Raw genomic sequence first — 19,017 nt, 5'->3', positions numbered from 1 at the left:
ATAACAATGAGTAAATTAAAAGTAGCGGTTATTGGGTGTGGAAGTATTGCGAAATATCGACATTTACCTGAATACCATTTGAATAATCAAGTAGAACTGGTAGCAGTATGTGATATCGTGGCAGAGCGCGCAGAGGAAATGGCTGCACAATATGGAGCCAAGGCGTTTACGGATTATAAAGAAGTGATCAAACTTGAGGGTATTGATGCGATTAGCGTGTGTTTGCCAAACTACTTACATGCACCAGTATCGATTGCTGCACTGAATGCGGGTAAACACGTCCTTTGTGAAAAGCCAATGGCTACTTCAAAAGAAGAGGCAGAAGCTATGATTCAAGCAGCGAAAGCAAACGATAAAAAGCTAATGATCGCCCATAACCAGCGTTTCGTTTCTTCTCATCAAAAAGCAAAGGAAATTCTTGATCTCGGCAAGCTCGGGAAAATTTACAGCTTCAAAACAACTTTCGGCCATCCAGGTCCTGAAGGCTGGAGCGTAGACGGGGCTGGAAGTTGGTTTTTTAATAAGGAAAAGGCATTTATTGGGGCAATGGGTGACCTTGGTGTTCATAAGGCTGACTTGATGCGTTATTTGCTTGGGGAGTTTACAGAAGTAGGGGCATTCATTGAAACGAATGCGAAGCAAAATACAGAAGTCGATGACAATGCAGTTTGTATTTTACGTACAGCACATGGGGTAATCGGAACCCTTACCGCAAGCTGGGCCTATGTATCAGGTGGTGGAGATAATTCTACGATAATTTACGGCGAAAAAGGGACGCTTCGTTTAGAAGCAGACCCAGAATACTCACTGATTGAAGAATATCGTGACGGAAGCGTCGTCTATCATAAGCTTGATAAGATCCAAACAAATGAAGAGGGCGGTCAGTCAACCACCCATGTCATCAACCATTTTGTTGAAAGTATTGCCCTAAATAGGGAACCACTCATTACTGGTGAAGAAGGAATGAAATCGCTAGAAATTATTTTAGCTGCGCTTGAATCCCAAGAAACGAAACGAATTGTTTCCTTAAAGAAGGAAGTGTTATCAAAATGAAATTAGGCGTCTTTACTGTTTTATTTGCAAGTAAATCATTTGAAGAAATGCTCGATCATGTAAAAGCATCAGGGTTGGATGCAGTGGAAATTGGCACCGGCTGCTATCCAGGTAACGCTCATTGCCCACTGGATGAGCTCTTAGAAGACGAGCAAAAACGAAAGGCCTATTTAGAAGCGGTCACATTACGTGGTTTGACCATCAGTGCATTCAGCTGCCACGGAAACCCACTTACGCCAGACAAAAAGTTTGCGGAGGAATCCGATTCCGTGTTGCGTAAAACAATTAAACTAGCTGGGCTTCTTGGTGTGCCTGTTGTAAATGCATTTTCCGGGACTGCAGGTGACAGCGAGGAAGCTAAGCAACCGAATTGGCCGGTCGTTCCGTGGCCAGCTGAATTTGGCGATGTGCTTACGTGGCAATGGGAAAATAAATTGATTCCATACTGGAAGGGAATCGGAGAACTTGCTAAGGAGCACAATGTCAAAATCGGGCTTGAACTACACGGCGGTTTTCTTGTTCATACACCCTATACGATGCTGAAACTCCGCGCGGCAACCTGTGAGACAATCGGTGCAAACCTAGATCCAAGTCATTTGTGGTGGCAGGGAATTGATCCGGTTGCGGCCATAAAAATCCTCGGTAAAGCGGGGGCAATTCACCATTTTCACGCAAAAGATACGTATATCGACCAAGACAATGTTAACATGTATGGCTTAACAGATATGCAGCCATACGGGAATGTGCTGTCACGGTCATGGACGTTCCGAAGTGTTGGCTGTGGACATAGCCTGCAGGAATGGTCTGATATGATGAGCGCTCTTCGGATGTATAACTATGACTACGTTGTCAGCATTGAACATGAAGATCCGCTCATGTCAATCGACGAAGGCTTTGCACGTGCTGTGAAAAACTTAAACGACGTCCTGATCCGCGATACGGCGGGTAATATATGGTGGGCATAGAGTGTTTTTAAATGTAATTTTGTGATTTTGCGGTCTGACCCTCACTCAGATAAAGTTGAAATCGGTAATCGAATAACTTTACGATATGAAAAAAAACTCCTATTCTAGAAGACTTGTTTTGTTCCCTAAACAAGTCTTCTACAAAGGAGTTTTCACTTTTAATAAAAAAATATAGGCCATGAAAAGCTAATTTGTCAATGCCTATCCATTCTTCCCAACAGAGGACGTTGATTGTCCACTGATAGAATTACCCCCTCCATTCAAAGTGAATGCCGGGTGCAAACTGGCATAAGGACGTATCATTGATCCCTATTCTCCATGAAGATGGGGCTATTTGATGGTTATGTTCATTGATTGGCTTTTAGAGGTAGCCATGCTAGTACATCCTGAATTTTTTTATCCCAATATCCCCATTCATGGTCTCCTGGTCCAAAATCTGATGTTACATCGTAATTTGTTTTCTCACATAACTGTTTGAAGTGAAGATTATCTTCGTATAAAAAGTCTTCTGTACCGCAGCATTGATATAATTTTGGTTTTTGTTCGTTCCTATTTGTTTCTTTAATGAGTGAGAGCAAATCATTCTCTGTACCTGAAATATCCTCATCTCCAAAGACTAAAGAAAATACAGGTCCCAAATCGGAATGTTTTACGTGGCTAACAATATCTGTTACACCGGATAAACTGGCAGCGGCACTAATTTGATCAGGCCGATTCAACGCCCATTTTAATGCCCCATAACCACCCATGGAAAGTCCAGCAACAAAATTATCCTCTCGGGCATCTGATAATGGAAAAAATGACTGGGCGATAGAAGGGAGCTCCTCTGTTAGGAATGTCCAATACTTGTTCCCATACTTCATATCGGTGTAAAAACTATGATGGACTTGAGGCATGACCACAGCTAAGCCAAGAGGGGCCACATATCTCTCAATAGAGGTCCTTCTTGTCCAAATGGTGTCATCGTCACTGAATCCATGAAGTAGATATAATGTCTGGTGCCGTTCACTCATTATTTTATTCTTCATTCCAATTTGTGTGGTCGTTTGCTGTGGCAGAATGACTGTCATTGATGTGCTTAAATTTAATACCTCTGAATAAAACTGACATTGAATGAAGGCCATGCTCATCATCCCTTAAAAAAATTATTAGAGCTTACTTTTCAGTAGATCCGCGTCTAAGTAAAGTGGTGTAGATTAAATCATTTTTTACGTTTTTGCCGTCTAATAATTGAATGATTTTTTCAGCAGCAACGGCACCCCATTTATATTTGGAGTATTCAAATGTTGATAACCCCGGCGTGATGTAGCTACCGATTTCATCATTATCAAAACCAATAAGTTTTATGTCTTTTCCTATTTGTAACGGGCTGTCTTTTAAAATATCATATATCCCAATCGCCATCTCATCGTTCAAGGCAAAAACTCCAACAGGTTCTTCATTCCATTCTTGGATAATGGTTTTCGCCGCCTGCCGTCCACTTTCTTTTGTAAAATCTCCTGTTAAAACCACAGCCTCGCAATTATCATAACGTTCTAATTCTTCCAATGCTGTTTTTAAACGTATTCGACTGTCATAAGCAATGTCTGGCCCGGAGACCACATATATCTTTGCTAAATTTTTTTGAATAAGGTAATCAATTGCCAGTGTAGCGCCACCTATATTATCCAATAATACTTGGCTGACATTTTTATGATCTAATTCCCGGTCCATAACCACAATATGATGCCCTCTATCGGCATAATGAGTAATCTCTTCGCTTTTGTAGGAAGAATCTAAAATAATCGCTCCATCAATTAATTTTTCTGGTAAAAATAAATGCGATTTTTTCCCGGAACAGGCAATGAGTTCATAGCCGTGCTTTTTAAGAGTAGAGCCAACCCCTTCAAGGATTTGCCCATAAAAATACCCACCATAGTCTGTAAAATAAATCCCAATTATATCTGTTTGCTTCCTTTTTAAAGCGCGTCCAGCCATATTGGGAATATAGTTTAGTTCATCGGCTATTTTCAAAATGCGTTGTCTTGTTTCTTCCGTGATTTTCGAACTTCCATTTAAAGCATATGACACAGTAGATATAGAGACTCCGGCCTGTTGAGCAATATCCCGTATTCCAACCATGCTTTTCACCCTTTCTCTTATACCCACTATTTTACAAAAAAACGTTTATAATTTGTATCTATTATTTCAAACCGGATACATTAAATCCATCCAAAATATATTTTTGCAAACATAAAAAGATGATAATAATCGGAACGACCATAAAGGTTGCGCCGGACATTTGCAATGCGTAATTTGTTCCGTGCTGTCCTTGGAGCAATTGCAATCCAACGGAAAGTGTATAAAATTTCTCATCATTCGCGATAATTAATGGCCAAATAAATGAATTCCAGCCTCCAATAAACGTTAATATGCCTTGCACGGCTAGGACAGGTCGTGAAATTGGCAAAATAATTCTTGTGAAAATATACCATTCACTAGCTCCGTCTAACCGGGCTGCTTCAATAATCTCATTTGAAATTGTCGACATAAATTGGCGGAATAAAAAGATCCCAAACGCACCGACTAATCCTGGCAGAACAATTCCGGTTAGCGTATTCGTCAAACCAACCATGTTTAATAATAAATAAACGGGAATCATCGTCACTTGCCCAGGAATCATCATCGTGGCTAATACGAGGAGAAATATTTTCTCTTTGCCTTTGAAGTTATATTTGGCAAAACCATACCCTGCCATAGCATTTAAAAACAATCCTACAAAAGAAAAAGCTGTAATCACCAATGTATTTTTTAAATAAACACTAAAATTCAATTTAAAAAATAGTTCTTTAAAATTATCAAGTGTTGGATGTTTAGGAAAAAGGCTAGGGACTATTTGTGAAATTTCTGCATTTGTTTTAAAAGAAGAGGCGATCATCCATAAAAATGGAATAAAGGTAATAAATCCCCAAACACCTAAGATCACTCCAACAATTATTTTTGCTTGCTTTTGTGATTTTTTATTTGAATCCATCAAGTATGCCCCCTTCTACACGCCTTGTTTTTCATGTCTATTTTGTATTTTAAATTGAATAGCTGTGACAATAATAATGCTAATAAATAAGATAAACGATCCGGCCGCTGCATACCCAAACTTACTATATTGGAAGCCGTTTCGATAGATAAACAAGGCAACAGATGTCGTACCATCAAGTGGGCCGCCTTTTGTCATAACGAGTGGTTCTTCAAAAAATTGGAACCAACCAATCAGTGTTGTCACACTAACAAAGAAAATGGAAAAACTCATAAGTGGTATCGTAATTTTCGTAATTTGTTTCCAACGATTGGCTCCATCGATTTCAGCCGCTTCATAATATTCCTTAGGAATCCCTTGTAGGGCAGCTAAAAAGATGATCATATTAATCCCGATTGCTTTCCATACTGCTAAGATAATCAATGAAATCTTCGCCATCGTGGGATCTTGTAGCCATGGAACTGGTCCCATATGGAATTTAGCTAAAATAAAATTAAATAAACCAATGCTAGGATTATATAAATAAGACCAGACAACGGCGATAGCGACGGTATTTGTAATCGATGGTGTATAGAAAACCAAACGAATAAGTTTAAAAAAGGCTGATCTACCGAAGTTAATCATAATAGCAATAGCTAATGAGAATGCCACCACTAACGGAACTCCTATGATTACGTAAAACAACGTATTTCCTATTGCTTTTGCAAAAACAGTATCAGTCAAAACACTTTTGTAATTATTCCATCCAATAAAATGAACACGTGACCAATCAGCTAAACCAGCGAGACTTAAATCTGTAAAGCTAATAATCAAAGCCACAATAATAGGAATGATTGAAAATAATAGTAGCAGAGTAAGCGCAGGAAAAATAAACAAAAATGGTGCTAATATTCCTTGTTTTTTCATCATCATTTTTCCTCTCATTAAAAATAAGAAAAGAGCAAGCGCCCGTTTAGCAGCGTAGGGAGAAGAGCGAAGTTCACTAGCCGCTGGGGCCGCTTACGCTAGACAGTTATCAAAGTTCAATGATATATATTCCTATTAAATAAGAATGAACCTTCTTGTCGGTTCATCAAATGCGGACAGAAAGCTTTAGCTTTCTGTCCGCCCCAAGAGAGACTATGTTTTTGGCTTGCTTGCCAGTCAACAAGTCACCCCATACCGTCCATAAGCAAGTTCGTTCTTATTTTCCTAAAATTGATTTGGTTTGAGCGTTTAAATCATCCATAGATTTTTGAACATCTTTGCCTGCGGAATAAATTTGTTCCCACTCTTTCAAGTAGGCTTGTGTAATTTGATCCCATTCTTTCATAAGAGGCATTGGCTCAGAGCTTTTCAATTGCTTTCCAAAAGTCGAAATAAATGGATCACTTGTAAAAGTTGTATCTTCCCACGCTTTTTGGCTTGTTGGCAATGAACTGCTAGATTTGAAGAATGCTAATTGATTCTCAGGTTTGGCTAGGAATTCAATTAATTTAAGTGCATTATCTTTATTCTTGCTTGTGTTAAAGATGGCTAAGTTTGAACCGCCAGTATTAGATATATTGTTTTCAGGTCCCTTAGGTAGTTCAGCGGTTGCCCATTTACCTTCAATGTCTGGAGCATTGTCTTTAATCGCATTAATCATCCATGGTCCACTGATAAACATTGGCACAATTCCCTCGCCACCAAAGCCTACGCTAATATCTAACTTTAAGTCATGGTCAGGAGCAGCGCCAGTTTTAATGAATTTTTCTAGATATTTCAAGGAATCTACATAAGGTTTTTTATTAAACTGCGGATTTCCCTTATCATCAAATAATTTGGAACCGTTTTGACGCGCAAACATAAATCCAAACGTAGGTTCACCACCATCTACATTAAATCCGTATTTGCCTTCTCCACGTTTAGAGAGCTTTAAAGATGCATCATATAATTCATCCCATGTTTTTGGTGCATGGTCATATCCCACTTGATTTAATAGATCGGTACGGTAGTATAAGGCACGTGTTTCTGTATACCAAGGAACTGCATAAAATTTATCATCAAATTTGGTCGTATTAACTGATCCACTGAAAAAGTTTTCAGGTTTTATCGTCTCATTCTTTTTAACATCATCTGTAAGATCCATCAATACGCCTGCATCAACAAATTCAGACATATACGTTGTTCCCATTTGGACCACATCTGGACCCGATTTAGATGCAACAGCGGTTAATAATTTGTCATGTGCTGAACCCCATGGAATACTTTGAATTTTAACCTTTATTCCGGTTTCTTTTGTAAAGTTATCCACGATCGGTTTAATTTGTTTGTCACCATCGCCCATAAACCAAAATGTTATTTCTTTAGATTTACTACTGCTGCTGTCTGTATTTTTTGATGAGCAGCCGGCGATAAAAGTTGAAAGAACCAAAGTCAAAATGACTAACCACAAAGCTTGCTTTTTCATTGAATAAAACCTCCAATTTATTTATCGAAACGTTTCTATGGATTATTATACTTCCAACTGAAATCGTTTTCAATATAAATATTTTACTAAAGCCAAATTTCGAATTTATTGGTATAATTTTGAAATAATGGGTTTGTTTTTTCCTTTAAAAGGGAAATACCACCCTGACGGTAATGATTTTTCTCGTCTTCAAAGGTCAATTCATGGCCATTTAATAAAATTTTCCTCTCATCACTTGAATTTGCCTTATGAAAGTCTACGGTAATTTGATAGTTGTGATAGGAAAATTGAAACGTTAAACCAGATTGTAAAAGTTCTCCTGGCAATACTGGATCAAATACTAAATGGGAAGACGTTTCTCTAAAACCTAACATATTCCGTACGAATTGGTGCAGATAAATCCCTGGTCCACTGGAATATACCCTCCAACCACCTTTAACACTTACATTTTTTGTTTTTAAGTCCTCAAAATGTTCTTGTGCCTCATACCGTGATTTAAAATCACCATCTGAGCTACTGAAATACGTATTACTTTGCCTGATACCCGCATTTGAAACATAATCCTGAATAAGAATCGGGTTAATAAGTTGCAAGGCCTCCCAAGCCTCATTCTCCTTACCAAACTTTGCTAATGCTTCAACATAGCGAATATGGGCATGTACATATTGCAGTCCAATTTCTCTTCCAAAATTCGCTGCTTGCTCTGCACGTTTGAAAACTTCGCTTACGCCACCATGATAGGCCGCTGGCTTATTCATCAAGCGAACACCATCTGGAAAAAGGAGATGCTGTTGGATTAGCTGAAGATGATGCTCTGCTTCATCTTTCTCTAAAAGGTCACTTGAAATACTCTGTATCATTGGCAATAAACGATACTGAATATTTGTTTTGTTGTCAGTGGGATGAAGCATATAGGAAACCTCACTAGGATTTTCCATCGAAATAAATCCTGGCAGTGTACTATCCTTTAAAAAGTATCTTCGAAAATCGTTCTTGATATTTTCAGCTAAAACTTTCAAGTCATTTGCCCAATCTTTATCATACGGCTCCAATGCTTGATAGCTTTGGTAGATAGTTTGATAGGTTAGTGCAACCGTCCAGGTACTGGCCATTTGTTTTTTTAGCTTGGCATTTGCTGGCTGTAACGTGTCATCCCAGTCACCATCCCCATAGCTGGATAAATAGGTATCATACAAAAAGTGGTCTTGAATGTAGGATACTTCCTTTTTTAAATGGTCCAACAATGTTTCTTTATATGGTGTCATTTGGCTTGTTTCTTTATCCATATATGGTAATTCCATGGATAAAATCGTCTCGTCATTCGTCGCAAGTAAATATTCGGAAACCATTTTTAGCGGCCAAACAATGATATCTCCATGACTCTCATTGGCCATAATGTTGGAGTAGCGATCAAACATAAACCATTGCGACCAGTTGCCATCTTGAATAAATTGATGGGAGAACAAGGTTTCAATTATTTTTCTCACGACAGGATAATGCTGCATCGCCATAAAGTATTCAGTTGGACCTTGGCATACGTCACGTGTTCCCCATGCTGCCCCACTATATTGTTCTAACCCGTGTGGAGAAAGGAAGTGGATCAACATATCATGGGTATACCACCAAAAGATGGTGTTCATCCGCTCTAACTCAGGGTTTAGCTTCGAATTTTGAGATAAAGCAAATCCTCTCATAAGTGTTTTGTAATGCTGCTGAAAATCAGCTTTGGCATTTTCAAAAGTTTGTTTAGACGGTTGGACGCTTCCTTCATGTAAAGACCCGCCGATGGTCAGTGCTAAATCAGATGTCGGATCAAATGCTAATGACAATAAAGAGCTTTGATGGTCAGTTTCCGGACTTTCAAAGAAAATTTCATCCGTTGAAACTTGTACATTTCCCCCGTTATAGGAAAGAACATAATGCAAATGTGGATAAACCTCTTTTGCCAATGTCCCCTCTAGTGTATGAAAGGTGATGCGGCCTTTTTGCGTGTCATGTACAAATGAAATCGGCACTTTATATTCTGTTTCATTCATTACTACTTGCTGTGTAACGACCATACGATATTCTTTTTGATTTTGAGAATGAACTTCTAGTCTGACTTCAGGACGGTCCGTTACAGTATAGACCGTAACAACTACTAGATCATCAGGCATTTTATAGTACCATTTCGCATAATTAAAACCCACTTCATATGCGGAGGGCATGGTTAGCAGATGATAGTTGCCATCTACTTCAAGATAGATACGCTGTCCTGAAGTTTTCAAGCAATTCAAAGCATTCCTTGGGTTGGTAAACAATTTATGCATCGACGTATTGCCAATCACAACTTGGGATTGAAATATTCCATACATATAAGATGTCGATGCTAATATCTCTTCGTGTGGATCAAGATGGTTACCGCTTAAAAAAATATGTCCATGAGGACGTTCAGAAAGGTTCTCTTTTTCTTTTAATACAACATGTTCGTGTGAAGGTGTGAAAAAGGATAACAGTTGTTGATCCTGCCACTCCTCCTGTCTACGTTCAGGAAACAAACTCTGTAAATCTTCCTTAGATAAAGAGCGTCCAACTATATTTTTGCTTAGGAATTGTTTGTTAAATTTCAGCTGATTCACTGGTTCCCATTGATCAGGGAACCGAATATCAATTCTTGCTTCGTCGAGGACAGTTTGATATTCCAATTGTTGAATCGCCTCTGGTTGATTTTCTACAAAAAGACCATAAAAGGTGAAGTGCTGATCGTTCGATAAGGTAACAGGCTTCGACTTCAATGCTGTAAAAGCAAACTCATATTGATACACTTCATTATCCAGGTTTTCTTGATCAAAAGCTTTTGGACGATTCGTTGTCTTGTAGGATTTTCCAAAAAATTGGAATCCGTCGGTACTGAACCCCTCTGAATATGTCAAAGAACCTTGTTGAAGATACGGAAAAACACCATCATTTTGAGATTGATTTTGCCGTGAACAAACAACGTATCCTTTATTTTCATCAGATAAGACTTTGTGGTCAATATATTGAGATACATACGCTTCATTGGATTGAACCGCATTTTGGTTAGCTAAACCGAGATCTTGTGTGTAGATCACATCCACGGTTTCGCCATTCCCTTTTAAGTGAATATCCCAAAACCATATGTTATGGGAACTTAAAGAGAAAATCACTTCATAGTGAATATTTTCCACTAAACCATGCCAAAGTAATTGATTTTCTCTCTTTTGCCAATTACTTTGAGATTCGTTTCCAAGAAAAGGATAAACTTGATAGGTTCCATCTTCTTGATATTTGCGAAGATAAAGGTTGCTTAAAGACCCATCAACAGGGTTCCCCTTTATTTGATTGATCATAATGCTCTCGTCATACATCGCATCATATAGCGTTCCATTTCGTAAAAAATTGAATTGTAATTTCCCTTTTTGCAAGGTAATAAAACGATTATGTTCCAACATTTACCCTTCTTTCTTACAAGACTAATGATAATCTTTCTTGTAAAATATTTTCACTATCCCCGCCAACCATGAGAATAAACTCACCAGGCTCAATCGTTTTCTTAAAATCACTATGGATATAAGTTAATTGATCTGTTGTGATGGTAAAGGTAATTTGTTTTGATTCATTTTTCTTTAAATGAATCTTTTCAAATCCTTTTAACTCTTTTACCGGACGGACGACTTTTCCTACTAGATCACGAATATACCATTGAACCGTTTCGACCCCATCATGATTCCCAGTGTTTCTAATCGTGACTGAAGCGGTAATCTCACCATTTTCCATTTTCATTTCTTTTGATGAAAGCTGCAAATCTTGATAATCAAAACTTGTATAACTCAATCCAAATCCAAATGGAAACAGCGGCGTATTCGGAACATCTACATATTTAGAAATGTATCGACCCTCTGTTCCTAGAAGTTCGGTTGGACGTCCTGTATTAAAGGCATTGTAATATACCGGAATTTGCCCGATATTTCGTGGAAATGACATGGTAAGTTTCCCCTGTGGAACAGTGTTGCCCACCAATATATTCGCAACTGCTTCCGCCCCTTTTGAACCTGGGAACCATGCTTCAAGGATAGCATCACACTTCTCACTAACATCGCTCAAGTCTAACGGGCGCCCATTAATTAATACGAGCACAATAGTTTTATTTAATTTGCTGATTTCGTTCAGCAAGTTCAATTGACATTCTGGTAACTGTAGATTTGTTACGCTTGCTCCTTCTCCCACCATATCGGCAGATTCGCCTAAAGCCAAAATAATTTTGTCTGCATTTTTGGCAATTTCTAACGCTTCTTCTAATTGGGTGGGTGATCCATCTAATACTCCACATCCTTGCGCCTCTAATAAATGAGGATAATAGATAGAGAGTGCCGATGTAAGGGTCTGTGTTTCAGAACGATCACCCTTCCAAGACCAATTACCCAATAAATCAGTGCTATTTGCGACTGGTCCAATGACAGCAATTTTGTCTTCTATTTTTAAAGGAAGGGATCCATTATTTTTTAATAGAACAATGGATTCTTCAGCTGCTTTGAGTGCAGTCTGTTGGTGCTCCTCACTGTACACAACTTCAGCCTCTTTTTGTTCATCTGCACCTCGATAAGGATTCTCAAATAATCCTAAATCGTTTTTTAATTCCAAAATTCGGAGGACGGCTTCATCAATCAAACCTTGCTCAATAAGCCCTTCCTCTGCTAACTCTTTTAAGAAGTGGTGATAACAAAATGTCATCATTTCAATATCAACTCCGGCCTCGATAGCCAGTTCTGCCGCGTCTGCTTCGTTCGCTGCCACTCCGTGTGGAATTAATTCCTTGATAGCAGCCCAATCAGAAATTAACACACCATTAAATTTCAATTCTTTTCGGAGAATATCTCTCATTAATTTTTTATTGGCGGTTGCAGGAATTCCTTCCAAAATATTAAAAGCTGTCATGACTAATTTAGAACCAGCTTGAATGGCTTCTGCATAAGCCGGTAGATAAAAGTCGCGAAATTCCCACTCAGAAATATCGACTGTATTATATTCTCTTCCACCTTCAGGAGCGCCGTAGCCAGCAAAATGTTTCACACAAGCGGCTATACGTTCATGGTCATTTGTTAAATCCTTTCCTTGGTAGCCGTTCACAAATGCCTTTCCATAGAGTTGGTTCAAATAAGGATCTTCTCCTGTTGACTCCATCACTCGTCCCCATCTTGGATCCCGTACTAAGTCCACCATTGGCGAGAAAGTGACATGCAGGCCAGAAACAGCGGATTCCTTCGCTGCCACTTGTGCTGTTTTTTCTACCAACTCCGGATTCCAACTGCAAGCTAGCCCTAAAGGAATTGGAAAAATCGTTCGATAACCATGGATAATGTCTGCCATAAACAAGAGGGGAATACCTAATCTACTTTTTTCTATATAGTTTTTCTGTACTTCTATTAAATCTGCCGCTCCAGATAACCCAAGAACGGAGCCAGCTTGATGCAAGAGATTCTCATCCAATCCGTATTCCTTCATAGGTCCAGTGATGGCAGTTTCTCGATCAATAAAAAAGTCTCCCGTCAATTGCTGCAATTGCCCAATTTTTTCGGGAAGCGTCATTTGTTCAACTAAATCAATTAACTGTTCATGTTTCAAATGGATGCACTCCTATTATTTTTTTATAGAAACGTTTCACCAAAATTATAAACACTTTCACTGCCTTAATCAAGTAAAACTTCCGTGCCTGCACTCTCCAAAGTTAACGTATTAACACACTTGGGGCCTGGCACCTTTTTTGAAGAGTAATCAGATACTTTATTTAAAACGAAGCAAACAGAGTACATGTTACCAAATAGTCATATAATAAATGTGACCATATATACATATATGGTGAATCCCGTTGCTGCAACTTTATTAAGGAAGAAGGGTGTTTCCAAAAGGGAAGAGGTCAGATAATCTTGGCGGATTTTCCTGTTTTTAGTGGAATGACCTCAATTAAAAACTGGATGGGACAGGAACTATGGAAAATGAAGGAGGGTTTCAATCGGTGCATGATTTAGATTTACATCTTATGTTTGAGCTCGGTCTAATTTTGGTTATGATTGCTGCTGGTATTACCGCTATTGCAAAAAAGTTTAAAAAGCCTTATCCGATTGCGCTCGTCATTGTGGGGACGATTATTGGTCTTGTAAATATTCCGGTGTTAGAGCCATTAAAACAATTAATAACGCAAGGAGAAGTTTTTCACTTTGTTATTATCACTTTATTTTTACCTTCGTTATTAGGAGAAGCAGCATTAAAGCTTCCTTTCTCTCACCTTAGAGAAAATAAAAATCCTATTATTGCTTTAGCCTTTGGTGGAACCCTGTTATCATTTGTCATCATCGGTTTTCTGGCAATCTGGCTTTTAAATTTTTCTATCCCAGCGGCGTTTGTATTTGGGGCCTTAATGAGTGCAACCGATCCAGTAAGTGTACTATCCATTTTTAAAAGTGTGAGCGTAAACAAAAGGTTGGCTACGGTAATAGAGGGAGAAAGCTTGTTTAATGATGGATTAGCGGTTGTCTTTTTTAAAATTTCTGCCTTTTATTTACTGACATATATTGAGCTTGGGATCGAAGGAGCAGTTCTTGGTTTATGGGAATTTATTAAGGTGATTTCTCTTGGTCTCATCATTGGTGGAGCCCTTGGCTATGGATTTTCACATTTAACCAAATACTTTGATGACTATCCTTTGGAAATTATTTTTAGCATGATTCTTTTTTACGGTTCCTTTTTGCTCGCTGAAAGTGTTCATGCATCAGGAGTAATTGCCGTGGTTGTTGCCGCTCTTATTTTGGGGAATTATGGAGCAAAAATTGGGATGAGCCCCACGACAAAGTTGAATATTAATAACTTTTGGGATGTTGCTGCATTACTGGCAAACTCTCTTGTATTTCTAATGGTTGGATTAGAAATCACAAGAATTAATCTAGCGGACAAATGGGGTGTTATTGTTTTAGCGATAGTAATTGTTTTATTTGCTAGAAGTTTTGCCGTGTACATAAGCTTTTTGTTTATTAAAAATTTCCCAAACTCGTGGAAGCATATCATTAATTGGGGAGGCCTAAAAGGGTCATTATCGATTGCTCTTGTTCTAAGCCTACCCAGAGATTTTGTAGGACGGGAGGAGATTTTGATCCTAGCCTTTAGTGTGGTGTTGTTCTCATTAGTCGTTCAAGGACTTTCCATTAAACCGCTTTTAACATTCTTAGGTGAGAATAAAAAAGAAGAAGGCTATGTGGTGTATGAGGAACTGATCGCACGTGGTCACCGATTTGAGACAGCCATATCAGAAATAAATAAGGTAAAAAAGAACTTATTTATAACGGAAACCGTTTCAAATGAGATAGTCAATCAATATCAACAAGAACTTGTTAAATTACAAAGTGAAATGGAACTTCTTTTTCAAAAATATCCTGAACTAAAAGTAAAACAGCAAACCATCTTACAAAAACATTCCTTATATGCTCAGCACGAAGCTATTGAAATCCTGCTAAAGGAAGACATTATTTCTAATGAAGTCGCCGCAAAAGAACACGACCAGATTACAAACAATCTTGTGAAATTAGAGGAATCTCATTAGCGGAAATAAGTTACTTTTTGTCACCCTCACGGTTCAAATTGGTTCACTGATAATCTTGATGGAATAAACCAAGGCAAAATCACTCTAATAAGTAATGGCGATGGATGATAATCATGCAGATTATTCCGATGAAGTAGGCAATTGGATACCCTTTGCCATTCAACATTCGACTTCCCTTCGCCGTTAACGCTACTTTACCTTGGATATTCCACCATTCATAAGCTTTACTTTCACATCAATGGATGCAATGCTACTTTTGTCTAACGGAAGTTTACCCCCTTCTTCCAGTCTGTTCCACGCATTTGGCATGTCTCTGTATATTGTTTCTGACAATCCAAGAACATCAACCCCTGATTCAAGACCTTTGAGGTAGGTCCCCATAATTTGCTTTTTTATTTCTCGAGCTGCTAATTCCTCAAGTTCCTTTTCCTTGAAACGCTCTTTTAATTCTGGAATGGTTGCCTGCATCGAGATTTTAATATTGAAGGTGGCTTTACCAGCTGTTACCTTCGGCTTAATGGATGGTTTTATTTTATTCATTACTAAAATAGCCCTCACAGAATTTTTTTCTTTAATTTCTAGAGGTGTACGTTCCGTTTTTTTTTCCAACCAACGGAGTCCTAAGAGATAACGACGAGCCATACACCTTTGGAACCGCTTGTTTTCAAGAAAACAAATCCCGCCAGGTTTAAGTTTGGGTGAAACCTTCTTATTTTCTGTCCAGTCTCTCGCGATGGTTAAATAGGGTAACAGGACGGTTTGTCCCTCTTCATTCCATTTCCGGATAAACTCGTAAAGATATAGTGGTGCAATTTCTGAACTTTGGGTGTATGGGTTTAAAGGGCTATTTAACTGAGAATAAAGAACCGATAATTCCGCAGTCGAAGGGGTATTAAATACTTCCTCGATAGGTTCTTTAGTAGCCATGGTCCAAACTGTATATCGAAATTCATAATATCTATCCCAAACGTCTAAAACCTCGTTAACAATACCATGCTTTAAAGCTTCTTCGCTAAAAACAATGGTTTTAACATGACTCCAAGCAATTTTTTGCGGACTTGTTGAATACAAATGGAAAATGGCAGCATCGAAAGAATTTCCTTCCCCTTTTGCAACATATGTCTTTTGTCTTTGAGACTGCCCTGACTCCTTTTTAGCTATTCCACTAAAGTTTATTATCTGTAAATAAATAACCACTTTATCGTTCCTATAATCTACCCCAACAGAGTTAACATAGATCATATGTTCAATCTCTTTTGCTCCCCAACAACCAGTAAGCAAAAGAGAGAGCAGCAAAATGACAAGGATGCTTTGAGTAAGTTTCATGGTAATCGTCTTTCCTTTTTTCTGTTTATCAAAAAAATAAACAGCTATTTTTTTCTCCCCCATGGCATTCGAAAAAAGATTTTGTATATTTCTTGGAAACTTGGCGGGGAAAGAGGAGTCATATAATACATGCCAAAGGAACGTAAATTTACCAAGTAAAGAATAAAAGACAACAAACATATTAACACTCCAAACAAACCAAAGATGCCACTGATTATTAACACCACAATCCGAATCAAGCTGAAAACACCAACCAAAGACTGATTTACCAAAGTAAAGGTGGAGAGCACTGAAATGGCAATAATAACAATAATCCCAGGAGCTGCAATCCCGGCGCTAATGGCTGCTTGACCGATAATTAGTCCTCCTACAACCGATAATGTTTGGCCAAAGGAAGATGGCAGCCTTAAACCAGCTTCACGAAATATCTCAAACAGGAGCAACATAACGAGCGCCTCCAGCGGAACTGGCAGTGGCACGCCTTGTCTAGAATTCACTAATGTCGCAAGAAAAGTGAAAGGCAGCTGATCTTGATGATAGGTTGCGAGTGCTATCCAAAAACCAGGCAAAAACAAGGCAAGTGCCACTCCGCTTATTCTTAAAAACCTGGTAAATGCCACAAAGAAATTATTCAAATTAGCATCTTCGGAAGTATTTAATAAAAAATTAAAATTAATTGGTGCGATTAATACTGTTGGTGAACCTCCGACTACCAGTACAAATTTACCGTGAAGAAGGGAATTAACGGCAAAATCAGGTCTTCCAGTATAGGAGAATAATGGGAATAATGAAAATCTGGTCAAAATTTCTTCCAGTTGATTACTGCTTACAATCCCGTTTACGTGTATGTTCAACAGTTTTGTCTTAATTTCATGTAACGTGTTTGGTTCAATTGCGTTTTTCAGGTATAAAAGATGAACTTTTGTGGCAGTTTGCGAGCCAATGGTGTATTCTTCTACGGCCAATAATTCGGTTTTGAGTCTTTTTCTAATAAGCGCAATGTTTATCATCGCTTCTTCAGTAAAACCATCTTTTGGACCTCTCATTGAAATCTCTGTATTTGCTTCCTCCGGATCTCTTTTTGGGGGATTGGCTAAATTTACAGAAAACATGTTGTTCGAAGGAACAAACAAAAGCAGGAGTTCACCATGTAATACAGTATCTATAATTGATTTTTCAAATTGGTCCATTTGAAGAGGGGTCATGTGAAATGGAACATTTTGTTGAAAGTCTGGAACGGTTAACAAAGGAAACTGATTTGTCATATTTTTTAAATTTGGAATGATGTATTGTTCCACTTTTGTACTGTCACACAATCCTTCACAGTAAACTAGATGAACAGCGGTTCCCTGATTCCCTTGTGAAAAGGGGAGCGTGATTTTTTTTATGTCCGAACTTGAATCAAACAATCCTGTTATTGCTTCAAGTGGTGATTTATTTTGAAAACTGTTATTAATATTCAAGGGTTTAATTTCTCCCTTCGATAGCCGAAGTTAATTAGCCCAACAACAATCAAAGAAAATATAAGGATGCCAAATAATGAATACGGGAGTATATATTTTGACATAAGATGCAAAAAAAACGGATCACTATAAGGAATGACAGTAATACCAACTAATATTAAAAAAATGATACTAAGAGTTATCACTTTCTTTTTATTATTTTGAATATTGAACACATCGATGATTAAAAATATCATCAATGAAATTCTCAAAAATGCACCACAGAACCATTGATAAATACTCAAAAAATCTAAATGCTCTACGTATCGACCAATCGTCACTAATCTCCATTCTTCATATGCGGGAAATCTGAGCTTTGCCGCTTCCTCAGGCCCAAACTCAATGATTGCCCCAATTAAAGGACCAATGGTTAGCCCCGTTATCAGCAGAATAATGATCGCTAATGAACGATAAGATATACGCGACCGAATATGATGTTGCAAAAAGAAGAGAATAAAAACCTCAACAAACCCTGCACCCACATAAATGGTTCCGTCCCATGCAGGCTGCATTCCATGAGCCAAAATAGGTTTTAAGATATAATAATTTTTATGAGGAATATTTGAGAGCATAACAAAAATACCCAAGATAATGACAAATGGTAACAAAACTCCGGCAGTATTAGCCAAAGAATGAATACCCAAAAAAGCGTTGATAGCAGAAATAAGAACCAATATAAGGGTAAGAATAAGGACTGGGGTATCCGGAGAGAAAGCAAGATGGATCCAATGAACAGTGTCCCTAACTGTAACAGCACATAACACAAACAGATATACGCTTGCTACTATGGCAAGCAAGTGACCAACTATTGGATGATAAGCTTGCTTTAGCCACTCAAAGAGGTGCTGCTTACGTATTTTGAGGATTCCGGTGTGCAACAATGCAATCCAAACAAGAGAACAAGCACTGGCTAACAAAACAGAAACCCAGGCATCACGTTTCGCTGCATCAAGCAAGATAGGGATGATGATTACATGATTTAAAAGTCCAGTACTAAGCATGATAATCATCACAGTTTGTACAAGCGATATCGGAGATCTCATTTTCCTATCCTCCTCAATAATCCGCGGATAGTACTATCGTCCCTTTTTTTCAATAATTTATTCACACCCCACTGTTTGGAGTCAGTAGGGTGT

Annotated in this window: 13 protein-coding genes; 3 read left to right on the top strand and 10 right to left on the bottom strand. The window is 38.2% G+C overall.

The window, feature by feature from the left end; all coding sequences use genetic code 11:
* The first annotated feature begins 6 nt into the window (after positions 1-6).
* Positions 7-1,053 (top strand): Gfo/Idh/MocA family protein, encoded by a 1,047-nt coding sequence (locus M5A78_RS10815; protein WP_248735287.1) that lies wholly within the window; start codon positions 7-9, stop codon positions 1,051-1,053.
* The gene (locus M5A78_RS10810; RefSeq protein WP_248735286.1) at positions 1,050-2,018 is read left to right on the top strand and encodes a sugar phosphate isomerase/epimerase family protein; all 969 of its coding nucleotides are present in this window, start codon (positions 1,050-1,052) and stop codon (positions 2,016-2,018) included. Before M5A78_RS10815 ends, M5A78_RS10810 begins: the two co-directional genes overlap by 4 nt.
* A gap of 347 nt (positions 2,019-2,365) precedes the next feature.
* Here the strand turns inward: M5A78_RS10810 and M5A78_RS10805 are convergent, their stop codons facing one another.
* From M5A78_RS10805 to M5A78_RS10775, 7 genes are all read right to left on the bottom strand, one after another.
* The gene (locus tag M5A78_RS10805) at positions 2,366-3,142 is read right to left on the bottom strand and encodes an alpha/beta hydrolase (RefSeq protein WP_248735285.1); all 777 of its coding nucleotides are present in this window, start codon (positions 3,140-3,142) and stop codon (positions 2,366-2,368) included.
* Between the two features lie 31 nt (positions 3,143-3,173).
* Positions 3,174-4,139: a LacI family DNA-binding transcriptional regulator gene (locus M5A78_RS10800; RefSeq protein WP_248735284.1), complete on the bottom strand. Its 966-nt coding sequence runs from the start codon at positions 4,137-4,139 to the stop codon at positions 3,174-3,176.
* 61 nt (positions 4,140-4,200) lie between these two features.
* On the bottom strand, positions 4,201-5,031 hold the full coding sequence (locus M5A78_RS10795; protein ID WP_248735283.1) for a carbohydrate ABC transporter permease: 831 nt from the start codon (positions 5,029-5,031) through the stop codon (positions 4,201-4,203).
* 15 nt (positions 5,032-5,046) lie between these two features.
* On the bottom strand, positions 5,047-5,940 hold the full coding sequence (locus tag M5A78_RS10790; RefSeq protein WP_248735364.1) for a carbohydrate ABC transporter permease: 894 nt from the start codon (positions 5,938-5,940) through the stop codon (positions 5,047-5,049).
* A gap of 274 nt (positions 5,941-6,214) precedes the next feature.
* Positions 6,215-7,462: a sugar ABC transporter substrate-binding protein gene (locus tag M5A78_RS10785; RefSeq protein ID WP_248735282.1), complete on the bottom strand. Its 1,248-nt coding sequence runs from the start codon at positions 7,460-7,462 to the stop codon at positions 6,215-6,217.
* Positions 7,463-7,548: 86 nt separating this feature from the next.
* Positions 7,549-10,914 carry a GH36-type glycosyl hydrolase domain-containing protein gene (locus M5A78_RS10780; RefSeq protein WP_248735281.1) on the bottom strand — a complete coding sequence of 1,122 codons (3,366 nt, stop codon included), beginning with the start codon at positions 10,912-10,914 and terminating at the stop codon, positions 7,549-7,551.
* A 13-nt stretch (positions 10,915-10,927) separates the two neighbouring features.
* Positions 10,928-13,084, bottom strand: a complete 2,157-nt coding sequence (locus M5A78_RS10775) for a glycoside hydrolase family 3 N-terminal domain-containing protein (protein WP_248735280.1) — start codon at positions 13,082-13,084, stop codon at positions 10,928-10,930.
* Positions 13,085-13,475: 391 nt separating this feature from the next.
* On the opposite strand from M5A78_RS10775, the gene M5A78_RS10770 reads away from it, so the two are divergent.
* Entirely contained in the window at positions 13,476-15,053 is a 1,578-nt protein-coding gene (locus tag M5A78_RS10770; protein WP_248735363.1) for a Na+/H+ antiporter, read from the top strand.
* A gap of 189 nt (positions 15,054-15,242) precedes the next feature.
* Here M5A78_RS10770 and M5A78_RS10765 read toward each other — a convergent pair whose 3' ends face one another.
* Genes M5A78_RS10765 through M5A78_RS10755 form a run of 3 tightly spaced genes read right to left on the bottom strand, consistent with a single transcriptional unit; the run spans position 15,243 to position 18,924 of the window.
* Positions 15,243-16,379 (bottom strand): Ger(x)C family spore germination protein, encoded by a 1,137-nt coding sequence (locus M5A78_RS10765; RefSeq protein WP_248735279.1) that lies wholly within the window; start codon positions 16,377-16,379, stop codon positions 15,243-15,245.
* Positions 16,380-16,423: 44 nt separating this feature from the next.
* Positions 16,424-17,842, bottom strand: coding sequence for a spore germination protein (locus M5A78_RS10760; protein ID WP_248735278.1), 1,419 nt, complete (start codon positions 17,840-17,842; stop codon positions 16,424-16,426).
* A complete protein-coding gene (locus M5A78_RS10755) occupies positions 17,839-18,924 on the bottom strand; it encodes a GerAB/ArcD/ProY family transporter (RefSeq protein WP_248735277.1) in 1,086 nt (361 codons plus the stop codon). Before M5A78_RS10755 ends, M5A78_RS10760 begins: the two co-directional genes overlap by 4 nt.
* Positions 18,925-19,017 lie beyond the last annotated feature (93 nt).

The organism is Neobacillus rhizosphaerae (assembly GCF_937468385.1).
Taxonomy (GTDB): domain Bacteria; phylum Bacillota; class Bacilli; order Bacillales; family Cytobacillaceae; genus Neobacillus; species Neobacillus rhizosphaerae.
Note: the sequence above shows the minus strand (reverse complement) of the source record. Positions and strands in the feature narration are given on the sequence as shown.

Coding starts and splice junctions, on each gene's coding strand:
- M5A78_RS10800 (WP_248735284.1), bottom strand. CDS start 4,139: ATGGTTGGAATACGGGATATTGCTCAACAGGCCGGAGTCTCTATATCT.
- M5A78_RS10755 (WP_248735277.1), bottom strand. CDS start 18,924: ATGAGATCTCCGATATCGCTTGTACAAACTGTGATGATTATCATGCTT.
- M5A78_RS10805 (WP_248735285.1), bottom strand. CDS start 3,142: ATGGCCTTCATTCAATGTCAGTTTTATTCAGAGGTATTAAATTTAAGC.
- M5A78_RS10810 (WP_248735286.1), top strand. CDS start 1,050: ATGAAATTAGGCGTCTTTACTGTTTTATTTGCAAGTAAATCATTTGAA.
- M5A78_RS10790 (WP_248735364.1), bottom strand. CDS start 5,940: ATGATGAAAAAACAAGGAATATTAGCACCATTTTTGTTTATTTTTCCT.
- M5A78_RS10765 (WP_248735279.1), bottom strand. CDS start 16,379: ATGAAACTTACTCAAAGCATCCTTGTCATTTTGCTGCTCTCTCTTTTG.
- M5A78_RS10780 (WP_248735281.1), bottom strand. CDS start 10,914: ATGTTGGAACATAATCGTTTTATTACCTTGCAAAAAGGGAAATTACAA.
- M5A78_RS10815 (WP_248735287.1), top strand. CDS start 7: ATGAGTAAATTAAAAGTAGCGGTTATTGGGTGTGGAAGTATTGCGAAA.
- M5A78_RS10785 (WP_248735282.1), bottom strand. CDS start 7,462: ATGAAAAAGCAAGCTTTGTGGTTAGTCATTTTGACTTTGGTTCTTTCA.
- M5A78_RS10795 (WP_248735283.1), bottom strand. CDS start 5,031: ATGGATTCAAATAAAAAATCACAAAAGCAAGCAAAAATAATTGTTGGA.